Source organism: Streptomyces sp. NPDC048172, assembly GCF_043202595.1.
Classification (GTDB): domain Bacteria; phylum Actinomycetota; class Actinomycetes; order Streptomycetales; family Streptomycetaceae; genus Streptomyces.
In genome coordinates this window covers 427,774-440,531 of record NZ_JBIDAT010000005.1, presented here as the reverse complement: position 1 = coordinate 440,531, position 12,758 = coordinate 427,774, and the positions used below count along the sequence as shown (strand labels likewise).

The 12,758-nt window shown below is 71.1% G+C and carries 8 protein-coding genes and 1 pseudogene; 8 read left to right on the top strand and 1 reads right to left on the bottom strand.

Annotation, left to right across the window (positions count from 1 at the left end):
• The first annotated feature begins 7 nt into the window (after window positions 1-7).
• The 5 genes from tatC (at window position 8) to ACGF3A_RS23635 (ending at window position 7,329) form a co-directional block, all read left to right on the top strand.
• Complete coding sequence (tatC, locus tag ACGF3A_RS23655) at window positions 8-979, top strand: twin-arginine translocase subunit TatC (RefSeq protein ID WP_393732247.1); 972 nt, start codon at window positions 8-10, stop codon at window positions 977-979.
• A gap of 17 nt (window positions 980-996) precedes the next feature.
• The gene (locus ACGF3A_RS23650) at window positions 997-1,890 is read left to right on the top strand and encodes a diacylglycerol kinase (RefSeq protein WP_393732246.1); all 894 of its coding nucleotides are present in this window, start codon (window positions 997-999) and stop codon (window positions 1,888-1,890) included.
• An 85-nt stretch (window positions 1,891-1,975) separates the two neighbouring features.
• Window positions 1,976-4,777 (top strand): DEAD/DEAH box helicase, encoded by a 2,802-nt coding sequence (locus ACGF3A_RS23645; RefSeq protein WP_393732245.1) that lies wholly within the window; start codon window positions 1,976-1,978, stop codon window positions 4,775-4,777.
• Between the two features lie 67 nt (window positions 4,778-4,844).
• Window positions 4,845-5,978 (top strand): epoxide hydrolase family protein, encoded by a 1,134-nt coding sequence (locus tag ACGF3A_RS23640; protein ID WP_393732244.1) that lies wholly within the window; start codon window positions 4,845-4,847, stop codon window positions 5,976-5,978.
• 148 nt (window positions 5,979-6,126) lie between these two features.
• A complete protein-coding gene (locus ACGF3A_RS23635; protein ID WP_393732243.1) occupies window positions 6,127-7,329 on the top strand; it encodes a phosphatidylinositol-specific phospholipase C1-like protein in 1,203 nt (400 codons plus the stop codon).
• Window positions 7,330-7,496: 167 nt separating this feature from the next.
• On the opposite strand, the gene ACGF3A_RS23630 is transcribed toward ACGF3A_RS23635, so the two are convergent.
• Complete coding sequence (locus tag ACGF3A_RS23630) at window positions 7,497-8,789, bottom strand: BTAD domain-containing putative transcriptional regulator (protein WP_393732242.1); 1,293 nt, start codon at window positions 8,787-8,789, stop codon at window positions 7,497-7,499.
• Window positions 8,790-9,303: 514 nt separating this feature from the next.
• Between ACGF3A_RS23630 and ACGF3A_RS23625 the strand changes: the two genes are divergently transcribed.
• From ACGF3A_RS23625 to panD, 3 genes and pseudogenes are all read left to right on the top strand, one after another.
• Window positions 9,304-10,374 carry an ornithine cyclodeaminase gene (locus tag ACGF3A_RS23625; RefSeq protein ID WP_393732241.1) on the top strand — a complete coding sequence of 357 codons (1,071 nt, stop codon included), beginning with the start codon at window positions 9,304-9,306 and terminating at the stop codon, window positions 10,372-10,374.
• A 42-nt stretch (window positions 10,375-10,416) separates the two neighbouring features.
• Window positions 10,417-12,141, top strand: a complete 1,725-nt coding sequence (locus tag ACGF3A_RS23620; RefSeq protein ID WP_393732240.1) for an alpha/beta hydrolase — start codon at window positions 10,417-10,419, stop codon at window positions 12,139-12,141.
• A gap of 110 nt (window positions 12,142-12,251) precedes the next feature.
• Window positions 12,252-12,645 (top strand): annotated as a pseudogene (gene panD / locus ACGF3A_RS23615) (aspartate 1-decarboxylase); the annotation flags it as partial.
• Window positions 12,646-12,758: the final 113 nt, after the last annotated feature.

The window sequence follows — 12,758 nt, the reverse complement described above, 5'->3', positions numbered from 1 at the left end:
ACGAGGGTTGCTCAAGTCCGCCCGCAAACAGGGTAAGCAGGGGAGGGACCCCAAGGATCCCGAGGGGCGGATGCCGCTTGCGGATCACCTGCGGGAGCTGCGCAACCGCCTGATGAAGTCGGTGCTGGCGATCCTGGTCGTCACCATCGTCGCGATGTTCTACTACAAGCAGATCGCGGACTTCCTGATGGAGCCCGTGCGCGACTCCGTCGGCTGCACCAAGGGGTTCGGCGAGGCCGCCAAGGAAGGCGAGACCTGCGCCGAGATCACCATCAACGGCCTGGTCGCGCCCTTCACGATCATGCTGAAGGTGGCCCTCACGGCGGGCGTCGTCGTCGCCTCGCCGATCTGGCTCTACCAGCTGTGGGGCTTCCTCGCGCCCGGCCTGCACAAGCACGAGAAGAAGTACGCGCGCGCCTTCGTCGGGGCCGGTGTGCCGCTCTTCCTCGCGGGTGCCGCGCTGGCCTACGTGATCCTGCCGAAGGCCGCCAAGACGCTGCTCGAATTCAGCCCGGACGGCACGGGCAACCTGATCCCGCTCGACGACTTCCTGGACATCGTCACCCGTCTGGTGATCGTCTTCGGCCTCGCCTTCGAGCTGCCCCTGCTGCTCGTGATGCTGAACTTCGGCGGGATCCTCACCGGCAAGCGGCTGCTCGGCTGGTGGCGGGGCATGGTGCTGGGCATCACGATCTTCTCCGCCGTCGCCACCCCGACCGGTGACCCGCTGACCATGTGCGCGCTGGCCGCGCCCATCGTGCTGCTCTACTTCGGCTCGGTCGCCATCTGTCTCTTCAACGACCGCCGCCGCAGCCGCGCCAACCCGTACGCGGAGCTGGACGACGACGAGGCGTCACCGCTGGACCACAGCCCGGAGTCCGTCGGCACCTCCGACTCCGTCCCGTCGCCCCGCCCCGAGGCGGACGACACCGATGGCGACGAGCCGCCCCGGCGGAACGGTTACGACGACGCGACCTGACCGGTTATCGTCCGCCTGTGACCAGCGAGATCACTCTCTTTGTCAATCCGACGGCCGGGCGTGGACGCGGTGCGCAGGCCGCCCAGCCCGCGGCACGCGCCCTGCGTGAGGCCGGGTTCGCCGTGCGCACCGTGGTCGGCAGCGACGCGGACGACGCGCTCGTACGGGCCCGTGAGGCCGTCGCGGGCGGTACGGGCGCCCTCATAGCCGTCGGCGGCGACGGCATGGCCTCGCTCGCCCTCCAGGCCGTCGCGGGCACGGACGTACCGCTGGACGTCGTCGCCGTCGGTACGGGCAACGACTTCGCGCGTGCCACGGGGCTGCCCGTACGGGAGCCCGCGCGGGCCGCCGAGGTGATCGCCGAGGCGCTCAAGGCGGGCCACGGCAGGGCCGTCGACCTCGGGCAGGTGAACGGCCACTGGTTCGGCTCGGTGCTCGCCTCGGGCTTCGACTCGCGGGTCAACGACCGCGGGAACAGGATGAGATGGCCCACCGGGCGGCTCAAGTACGACCTCGCGCTGCTCGCCGAACTCGCCGCCCTGCGCACCGAGCCGTACCGCCTCACCCTCGACGACGGGGAGCCCCTGGAGGTCGAGGCCACGCTCGTCGCGGTCGGCAACGGGCCCTCGTACGGCGGCGGGATGCGGATCTGCGCGGACGCGGCGATGGACGACGGGCTGCTGGACGTCACGGTGGTGGGGAAGTGCTCCTGCAGCACGCTGCTGCGGGTCTTCCCCCGCGTCTACAAGGGCACGCACCTCGGCCACCCCGCCGTCACCACCCATCGCGTACGGAAGGTCACGCTGGAGGCGCGGGGCGTGACGGGATACGCGGACGGGGAGCCGCTGGGAGCACTGCCGCTCACCGCGCGTGCCGTCCCGGGCGCGGTCCGCTTGCTGACACGGGGCTGAGCACGGGGCTGACCAGCGCAGTCGTGCCATGAGCCGGTAAAGATCGTGAACTCTGTCAGGGGTGGCCGGTAGGCTCGTAGACACGATGACCGAGGACCTGTCCCCCGCAGAGCGGTTCTCCGCGGCTCGCCAGCGCGCCGCGGACGAGGCCACCGCTCTCGCCCCCTTCCGTGACCTGTACGACTTCGAGCTGGATGCCTTCCAGATCGAGGCGTGCCAAGCCCTCGAAGCAGGAAAGGGAGTGCTGGTCGCCGCGCCGACCGGCTCAGGCAAGACGATCGTCGGCGAGTTCGCCGTCCATCTGGCCCTCACGCAGGGCCGCAAGTGCTTCTACACCACCCCCATCAAGGCGCTCTCCAACCAGAAGTACAGCGATCTGGCGAAGCGTTACGGCTCGTCGAAGGTCGGCCTGCTCACGGGGGACAACAGCGTCAATTCCGAGGCGCCCATCGTCGTCATGACGACCGAGGTCCTGCGGAACATGCTGTATGCCGGGTCGAAGTCCCTGCTCGGCCTCGGCTATGTCGTCATGGACGAGGTGCACTACCTCTCGGACCGCTTCCGCGGCGCCGTCTGGGAGGAAGTGATCATTCACCTCCCCGAGTCGGTCACGCTCGTCTCCCTGTCGGCCACGGTGTCCAACGCGGAGGAGTTCGGCGACTGGCTGGACACCGTCCGCGGCGACACCCGGGTGATCGTCTCCGAGCACCGCCCGGTCCCGCTGTGGCAGCACGTGCTGGCCGGACGCCGGATGTACGACCTGTTCGAGGAGTCCGGCGACAAGCGCGAGGTCAACCCCGACCTCGTCCGCATGGCCCGGATGGAGAACAGCCGGGTGGGCCACCCCCGCGACCGCCGCAGGGGACGCCCCAAGCGCGAGGCCGACCGCGAGCGGGAGCGCCGCCAGCGCTCCCGGATCTGGACGCCGAGCCGCGCCGAGGTCATCGACCGGCTGGACTCCGAGGGCCTGCTGCCCGCGATCACGTTCATCTTCAGCCGTGCGGGCTGCGAGGCCGCCGTCCAGCAGTGCCTCTACTCCGGCCTGCGGCTCAACGACAGCGCGGCGGCGGCCAAGGTCCGCGAGATCGTCGAGGAGCGCACCGCCGACATCCCCGACACGGACCTCCATGTGCTGGGCTACTTCGAGTGGCTGGAGGGCCTGCAGCGGGGCATCGCCGCGCACCACGCGGGCATGCTGCCGACCTTCAAGGAGGTCGTCGAGGAGCTGTTCGTCCGCGGCCTCGTCAAGGCCGTCTTCGCCACCGAGACCCTCGCCCTGGGCATCAACGTGCCCGCGCGTTCGGTGGTGCTGGAGAAGCTCGTCAAGTGGAACGGGGAGCAGCACGCGGACATCACCCCCGGCGAGTTCACCCAGCTCACGGGCCGCGCGGGGCGGCGCGGCATCGACATCGAGGGCCACGCCGTGGTGCTGTGGCAGCGCGGCATGGACCCGGGCGCCCTCGCGGGGCTGGCGGGCGCGCGGACGTATCCGCTGCGCTCCTCCTTCAAGCCGTCGTACAACATGGCGGTCAATCTGGTCGCGCAGTTCGGGCGGCACCGCTCGCGGGAGCTGCTGGAGACCTCGTTCGCGCAGTTCCAGGCCGACCGCTCCGTCGTCGGCATCTCGCGCCAGGTGCGGAAGAACGAGGAGGGGCTGGAGGGCTACCGCGCCTCGATGACCTGCCACCTCGGGGACTTCGAGGAGTACGCGCGGCTGCGCCGCGAGCTCAAGGACCGGGAGACCGAGCTGGCCAAGCAGGGCGCCACCCAGCGCCGCGTGCAGGCCGCCGCCGCGCTGGAGAAGCTCAAGCCGGGCGACATCATCCACGTCCCCACCGGCAAGTTCGCGGGTCTCGCGCTGGTGCTGGACCCGGGCGTGGGCGGGCGCAGCCCCGCGCACCACCGCGGGATGGACCACGAGGGGCCGCGCCCGCTGGTGCTCACCGCGCAGCGGCAGGTCAAGCGGCTGGCCTCCATCGACTTCCCGGTGCCCGTCGAGGCGCTGGACCGGATGCGGATCCCCAAGTCCTTCAACCCGCGCAGCCCCCAGTCCCGCCGGGACCTCGCCTCCGCGCTGCGCACCAAGGCCGGGCACTACGATCCGCCGAGGCACCGCAAGCAGCGCTCGGCCGCGGCCGAGGACACCGAGATCAACCGGCTGCGCACCGAGATCCGCCGCCACCCCTGCCACGGCTGCGACGAGCGCGAGGACCACGCGCGCTGGGCCGAGCGCTACCACCGGCTCACGCGCGAGACGCGCCAGCTGGAGCACCGCATCGAGGGCCGGACGAACACCATCGCCCGTACCTTCGACCGGGTCTACGGCCTGCTGTCCGAGCTCGGGTATCTCGACGGGGACGAGGTCACCGACGACGGCCGGGTGCTCGCGCGGCTCTACGGCGAGCTGGACCTGCTGGCCTCCGAGTGCCTGCGCGAGGGCGTCTGGGAGGGCCTGCCGCCCGCCGAGCTCGCCGCGTGCGTCTCGGCGCTGGTCTTCGAGTCCCGCTCCGGGGACGACGCGCTGCCGCCGAAGCTCCCCGGGGGCAGGGCCCGTGCCGCGCTCGGCGAGATGGTGCGGACCTGGGGCCGGCTGGACGCGCTGGAGGAGGACCACCGCATCACCGCTGCCGAGGGCGTCGGCCAGCGCGAGCCGGACCTCGGCTTCGCCTGGGCCGCCTACCGCTGGGCGGACGGCGAGGGGCTCGACACGGTGCTGCGCGAGGCCGACATGCCCGCGGGCGACTTCGTGCGCTGGTGCAAGCAGGTCATCGACGTGCTGGGCCAGTTGGCCGCCGCCGCCCCGCAGAGCGGGACGGTCGCGAAGAACGCCCGTAAGGCGATCGACGGGATGCTGCGCGGCGTCGTCGCGTATTCGAGCGTGGGCTGACGGCCCGTCCGTGCCGGCGGGCCCGTCGAGGACAGAAGCTGACCGGGAGGCTTTCTAGCCTCCCGGTATGACTTCAGAGATCCGCCCCTTCCGTATCGACGTGCCGCAGGCTGAACTGGACGAGCTGCGCGAGCGGCTGGCGCGCGCCCGGTGGCCCCGGCCGCTGCCCGGCGAGGGCTGGAGCCGGGGCGTCCCCGTGGACGTGCTGCGGGAGCTGGCCGCGCACTGGCGCGACGGCTTCGACTGGCGGGCGCGGGAGGCGGCGCTGAACCGGTTCCCGCAGTTCAAGACCGCGATCGACGGCCTGGACATCCACTTCCTGCACGTCCGGTCGCCGGAACCGGGCGCGCTGCCGCTGGTTCTGACGCACGGCTGGCCGCACACCTTCGCCGAGTTCACCGAGTTGATCGGTCCGCTGACCGACCCCCGGGCGTACGGGGGCGATCCGGCCGACGCGTTCCATGTCGTCGTGCCCTCCCTGCCGGGCTTCGGGTTCTCCTCGCCGCCGCGCGACACCGGCTGGGGCCCGGCCCGGACCGGGAAGCTCTGGGCCGAGCTGATGCGGCGCCTCGGGTACGCGCGGTACGGCACGATGGGCGGCGACTTCGGTGCCTACGTCGCGCCCGCGGTCGCCGACGCCGCCCCGGACGCCGTCGCCGGGGTCTTCGTCACCGCCGGGCTCGGCTTCCCCGCCGAGGAGGACCTGCCGGACCTCGACGAGGACGAACGGGCCGCGTTCCACTGGCTCCAGGGGCAGGACTGGATGCACGGCGTCGACCACCACGCGCTGCTGCGGGCGGCGCCGCAGACGTTCGCGTACGGCTGGCAGGACTCGCCGGTCGCCGCGCTGGCCTGGCTCACGCAGAAGTTCCAGGACTTCGACCCCTCGGGCAAGCCGGTGACGGAGTCGCTGGACCGGGACGCGCTGCTGACCAACGTCAGCCTGTACTGGTTCACGGGCACGCTGGGGACGTCCTCCTGGCCGTACTACGAGAGCGAGGGCTTCGGCTGGCCCCGGGGCAGCGCCGCCGCGCCCACCGGGACGTACGCCGGTCCGCCCGGCATACGGCGGCTCGCCGAGCGGCACACGCGGGTGCTGCACTGGCCCGAGGCCGCGCCCCCGGCCCACCACTTCGTGGCGATGGACCAGCCGGGGGCGCTCGCCGCGGCGATCCGGTCGTTCTTCGGGAAAGTGCGGTAACGGCCGGGTCCGGTGTTGACCCCTGCCCAGGGGCGGTGCATGTTCAGGCGTGCGTCAACTGGCGGGCACGTGCGGGCCGTACGGGCTCGCCAGTGTGTCGTGTGACCGGCGCGCTCGCCGCGCGTTCCGTGCTCGACAGGAGGCCGATGTGCGCACGACGACCACGAGTAGACCGCTCCGGACCCGGATCCGCCGATGGGCCTCCGCCGCGACAGCGCTCGCCGCTGTCGCGGCGCTCTCGTCCACGGCCCAGGCGGGAGCGCAGGGGCAGGGCCAGGGGCAGCGTCACGATCCCGCCGGGAAGCTGAAGCTCACCCAGGTGCAGTCGATGGCCACGCACAACAGCTACCACCGGGAGACCACCTCCTTCCCGGAGCAGCAGCTCATGTCCCAGTACGACCCCAACTGGCAGACGCTGCTCTACAGTCACGCGTCGCTGCCCGTGCAGTTCGAGCGCCAGCGGGCGCGGGGGATCGAGCTGGACGTCTTCCCCGACCCGCAGGGCGGGCTGTACGCCGACCCGCTGATCCGGAAGCGCGCCGGGCTGCCGCCGATGACCGACCCGGACTGGAAGAAGCCCGGGTTCAAGGTGCTGCACTGGGCCGACTTCGACTACCGCACCACGTGTGTGACGCTCAAGGGCTGTCTCACCCAGGTCAAGGAGTGGTCCGCGAAGCAGCCGGGCCATGTCGCCGTGCCCATCCTGCTGGAGCTGAAGTCGACCGACCCGCGCCTGGAGGAGCAGGGCGGCGCGAAGAGCCCCAAGTGGGACACGGCGATGCTGGACGCGCTCGACAAGGAGATCCGCTCGGTCTTCCCCGACGAGGCGACCGTGACGCCCGACGACATCCGGCGGCCCGGGAGGACGCTGGAGCAGTCGGTGCTGAAGTACGGCTGGCCCAAGGTGCGGGACACCCGCGGCAAGACGATGTTCTTCATGGACAACGACGCCAAGGAGATCCAGGACGCCTACCGGGCCGGGGGCCGCGAGAGCCTGCAGGGCCGGGTGCTGTTCACGGACTCCGAACGCGGGCGCCCCGACGCGGCGTTCATGAAGGAGAACGACCCGACGGGCCTCAACAAGGCGAAGATCCAGGATCTGGTGAAGCGGGGCTACTACGTGCGGACCCGCTCCGACGTGCCGCTCGCCCAGGCGACGAGCGGCGACACGACGATGCTGCGGGACGCGCTGGACTCCGGCGCGCAGATGGTGAGCACCGACTTCCCGGTGCCGGGGCTCGCCGCGCGCTACGGCTCGGACTACGTCGCTGAGCTGCCCGGCGGGAAGACGACCGTGCGGTGCAACCCGGTGACCGTACGGCACTGCCCGGCGCCGGAGCTGGACCGCTAGGCCTGGACCGCTGGACCTGGAGCGCTCCGGGGCGGCGGGCGGCGGGCGGCCCGCCGCCCGCCGTCTCCGGCAAGGCTTCTCTTTACTGGTTCTTGAGTGACCCCGCACCGTTCGTTTGCGTCACTCACTCGATCCGGTGCGTATCATCAACTGCCGGGATTCGCCATTCAGTTCGCCGCCGGATCGGAGTGGAGCGACATCGGCGGCTCGTTCATCGAGTCGGACATTTTCGTGGAATACACGGGCTTTGTGCCCGGGTTCGCGGGGTGAGTGGTGATCCAGCCCCGATTGTGGGCTTCGGCACCCGCCTGGAAACGTGTCTCCACTCCCAGGTAGTCGAGGAGTTCCGACACCCGCCTGCTGAATGTGCGCGGCGAGAGCCCCAGTTTGCGGCTCGCGGTGAGATCCGTCGCGCCCGCGAGCAATTGGGCCAGCACCGGCTCCAGGTGCGGAGGCGGGCGGTCGTGGGCGGAGGACTCGTGTTGCCGCCGCTGCGCGCGGACCTGCTCCGCGACGAGCCCCGCCGCGGCTGCCGTGGACGGCCGCTGCCGGGCCCCCGTGGCGACGAGGGAGAGGCTTCCCGTCCCGGTCAGCACGGTGATCCGCTCGGCTGAGGCGTGCCCTCGCCCCGGGCCCCTGTACCTCTTCGGCCGCGCCGCGAGGATCGTCCGGTACCCCTCGGTGAGATCGGGGCTGAGGTCGAGACCGAATTCCTCCACCAGGAGCCGCTGTCCTTCCAGATAGGTCTCCACCGCCTCGTCCCACCGCCCCACGCGGCCGAGCGCGCGAATGAGGAGCAGCCAGAACCGTTCCCGTAAGGGGTGCTTGCGCACCAGCGACTGCAATTCGCCGACGAGTTCCTCGTGCATCCCGAGAGTCAGGTCCGTCTCGATTCTTTCCTCGGTCGCGGTGATGAAACTGTCGTGCAGCTTGATGGCTTCCGCTCGGATTCCCGGAGCCGAGATGTCGGACGGGGAAACTCCGCCGAAAATCGGGCCGCGCCAGAGGGAAAGGGCTCGCCTGTACGTCTTTGCCGCTTCCTCGAACTCTCCTTTCGCGGCGGCGCGTCGAGCCTCGTCCGTGAAGGAGTTGAAGAGCATCAGATCGATCGAGGAAGGCTCGACGAACAGCAGATATCCTCCTGCCTGATTGACGAGCCGGGGACGGTGCTGTCCGCCGTCCTCGGCGAAGGCGAGGTCCAGCAGTTCGCGCAGCTTCCACACCCTGGTCTGGATCTGCCGGGGAGCGGTCCGCGGCGGGCTGTCCCAGAGTGCCGCCGCGAGGGTCTCCACCCCGACGCGGCTGTTGGCGCGGGTCGCCAGCACCGCCAGCAGGCCCCGCTGCAGCGGGTCGCCGGCCGGGAAGCAGCGCGCCTTCGAGATCAGTTCGGTGTTACCGAGCAGTCGTAGTTTGACGTGGACTTCGTCGTGCGCAGGCGTCGATATGGCGACGTCATTCAACGTTCCCCCAGAATGATCAGGACCCCCGTGAGCGTGCTGCGCCCCCCTCATCGCCTCGGCGAGACGTCTCCTGCTTCCCTCCAGTTCCCCACGCGGGGTGCCACGCCGTACGTTCGTGACCGACGTGATCGTTCCTGCCCCGTCGCGGAATGAGCGGCTCCGCCCCTCCACGATTTCTCCACCCCCGCTTCCTGTCCACGGAAGCAGGGTCCGCATGGAGCAGCGGAGGGACACATGAAAGTATGCAAGGTCTTGGAGTGGTATCAAGCCGACGGCGGGGTAACTTGGGTGATCCGCCAAGGGCTTGGCAAGCCCTATCATCGGCCAGACCTGCTCCCTCGTGCGGAAATGGCGAGAAGATGCCACCGCTCTTGCGCCTGGCTTGAAACCGGTGATTCCGTCAGGGCGCGAATTTCAGTGGCCATGCCTCACCCGTAGTTCCGCCGCCGCGTGCCGAACGGGGCCGGGCGGATCCGGGTGCGAGGCCGAACCGAGCGTTTGGACCGGTTGCCGCATGCTGCACTTCGAGGAATATCCCAGTACCGATCTCATCTATCTGTCGAGGGAGGACGTGCGTCGCGCCTTCGCCGACGTCGACGTGATCTCCGTCGTCCGTGACACGGTGATGCGGCACGCGGAAGGCCGTACGCTGCTGCCCGAGGAGGCGTACCTGGGCTGGACGGCCCCCGACGGCTCCGCGGCGCGCTCCCTGGCGATGCCGGGCGGAATCGACACCGGGGCCGGGCAGCAGCTGGGCCTGAAGGTCATCAACGCCTCGCTCGGGAACCCCGCCAGAGGACTCGCCAGGGCCCAGGGGCTCCTGCTGCTCTTCGACGAGGAACTCGCCTGGCCCCGCGTGATGATGGAGGCGGCCAGGATCAGCGCCTTCCGCACCGCGGCCGTCACCGCGGTCGCCGCGCTCGAACTCGCCCCCGTCCCGCCGCGGCGCCTCGCGGTGCTGGGCTGCGGCACGCTCGCGCGCACCCACGTGCAGCTGCTCTCCGAGGTCCTCGCGCTGGAGAGCATCACCTTCCACGACATCGAGCCGGAGCGCTCCCGCGCCCTCGCGGAGACCGTCGCCGGGGACCCGGACTTCGCCGGATGCGCCGTGCAGGCCGCGCCCGACGCGCAGACCTGCGTGAAGGACGCCGACCTCGTCGTCCCGGTGACCGTCACCACGCGCGGCTATCTGCGCCCGGAGTGGTTCGCGCCGGGCACCGTCATCGTGCACGTCTCGCTGGACGACGCCCTTCCCGAGGTCGTGGAGGCGGCGGGCCTCGTCGTCGTGGACGACTGGGGCCTGGTCAGCCACGACCACCGCAGACTCCTCGGCCGGATGTACCGCGAGGGCAGGCTGCGCGGCCCCGACGGGCGGTACGCGGAGGGGGCCGAGCAGCGGCCGGGCGCCCGCAAGGTCGACGGCACCCTCGGCGAGGTGCTGCTCGGCACCGGGCCCGGCCGCCCCGCGGACACGGACCTCGTGCTGTGCAACCCGTTCGGGATGTCCGTACTGGACGTGGCCCTCGGCAGCGCCGTCGCGGACTCCGCCGAGCGGCAGCAGCTCGGCCTGCGCGTTCCCCGCTGATCCGCCGAACCGACCGACCAGTCCCACGAGGAGAGTCAAGTCATGCTCAGATCCCGTGCCGTCATCTCCGCCGCGCTGCTCTCCCTGATGGCGGGGGCGGCGCAGGCGAACGCCGCGCCCTCCAGCAGTACGAAGGACGACTCCTCGCGGAAGGCGGGGGAGGGGAACCAGGGGATCAGTGAGACCTTCCGCTCCCAGAAGCTGACGTGGGAGCCCTGCTTCCCGAAGCCGGAACCGGGCATGCCGCCGGGCGCTGAGCGCCTGGAGTGCGCGGTCATGAAGGCGCCGCTGGACTGGAAGAAGCAGAAGGGGGACACGGTCGATCTCGCGGTGAGCAGGCTGCGTCCCGAGAAGGGCGAGCCCGAGAACCTGCTCATGACCAACCCCGGCGGCCCCGGCGAGGCGGGCCTCGTCGTCCCGATGCTGTTCCTCGACCCCAAGCACGCGGAGGTCGCCGACTCCTCCGAGATCGTCGGGATGGACGTACGGGGGACCGGCCGCAGCACCAATGTGACCTGCGGCGGGACGTCGATAGGTCACACCCGCGACGTACGGGACCGCGGCCGCGCCAATGTGGGCGCCATGCTCGACGACGCGGAGGGCATGGCCAAGGCGTGCCAGGGGGCCTCGAAACCGCTCGGTGACTTCGTCAACACCGCGCAGACGGTGCGCGACTTCGATCTGCTGCGCGCCGTGCTCGGTCACAAGAAGACGAACTGGTTCGGGTTCTCCGCCGGTACCTGGCTCGGGGCCCAGTACGCCACGGCGTTCCCGTCCCGTACCGACAGGTTCGTCTTCGATTCGAGCGTGGAGTTCACCTCCACCTGGCAGAAGATCTACGCACTCCAGCCGATGGGCTTCGAACGCAGGTTCCGCCAGGACTTCCTGCCCTGGGCCGCGCGGTACGCGGGCGTCTACGGTCTCGGCGGCTCGGCGGAGGACGTCCGGGCGTCCTACGAGCGGATTCGCGCGCGCCTGGCCGAGGAGCCGCTCGACATGGGCGACTCGGTCCTCACCGCGACCGGCCTCGATTCCATGATCGCCGGGAGCCTGTACAACAAGGGGAGCTTCCCCCGCCTCGGCGAGCTGCTCGCCGGGCTGAACGCGGCGGTCGGCGGGCCCTCCGCGCGGAAGGAGCGGACGGAGGACGGGACCGCCGCCCTGCGGAAGCGGGTCGAGGCGGTGCGCCAGGGGGCCGGGGCGCCCGGCGCCGCCGGACTGGCCGGCGCGCCGACCGGGTCTCCGGCCGGGGCTCCGGACGCCGTCGACGCCACCTTCTACACCATCGGCTGCAACGACACCCGCTGGCACGGCAACCGGCGTACGCTCGCGGCCACTTCGGCGGCGCAGGGCAAGCTCTTCCCGCTGATCGGCTGGCGGAGCATCGCCGAGCCGTGCATCTTCTGGGACAGGCCCGCCGTGAAGCTGCCCAAGCCGAACGGCCGCGGCGTACCGCCGGTGCTGATGGTGCAGTCCGAGCACGACCCGGCGACCCCGATGGAGGGCGCGCGGCGCGCGAACTCCCGGTTCGCCGACTCGCGCCTGCTCCGGGTGACCGGCGAGGGCGACCACATGCTGTACGGCGGCGGGAACGACTGCGTCGACCGGGCGGTGGACTCCTACCTCGCGAAGGGCGAGCTCCCCGCGCGCGGCGCGACGTGCGAGGGCGGCCCCCTGCCGGAGCCGAGCGCGGGCGCGGGCGGAGAGCAGCACAGCGCGCTGCGGCTGAGCGCGTTCTCCAAGGCCCTGCCCGGCGACGGACGGTGACGTTCCGTGAGGCGGTGACCCGACCCTCGTGTCGGGTGCGGTGCCGGGCCGACGCGCTCCGTTTCTCTCTGTGATTTCCCACGCGACCATCGAACGGGGAAGGCCAGCTTGTGTTCAGAATGATGCTGAAGTCGAAAATTCACCGTGCCACGGTGACAGCCGCGGATCTGAACTACGTCGGCTCATTGACGCTCGATCCTGAATTGATGGAAGCGGCAGATCTGCTCTCCGGAGAACTCGTCCACGTGGTCGACATCAACAACGGGGCCCGGCTGGAGACCTATGTCATCGAGGGCACGCGGGGCAGTGGCGAGGTCCAGATCAACGGCGCTGCGGCACGGCTCGTCCACACCGGTGACCTGGTGATCGTCATCGGCTACGGCATGGTCGCGGACGAGGCCGCCAGGGACGTGAAGCCGAGGGTGGTGTTCGTCGACGAGCACAACGCGGTCTCGGGCACCGGGGCGGACCCCGGGGCCTGAGCCCGGCACGGAGCACCGAAGACGCGGCGTGGGCCCCCCCCCCCCCCCCCGGGGGGGGCCCCCCCCCCGGGGCCCCCCCCCCGGGGGGCCCCCCCGCCCGCCCCCCCCGCCCCCGCCGCCCGGGCCCCCCCCGCC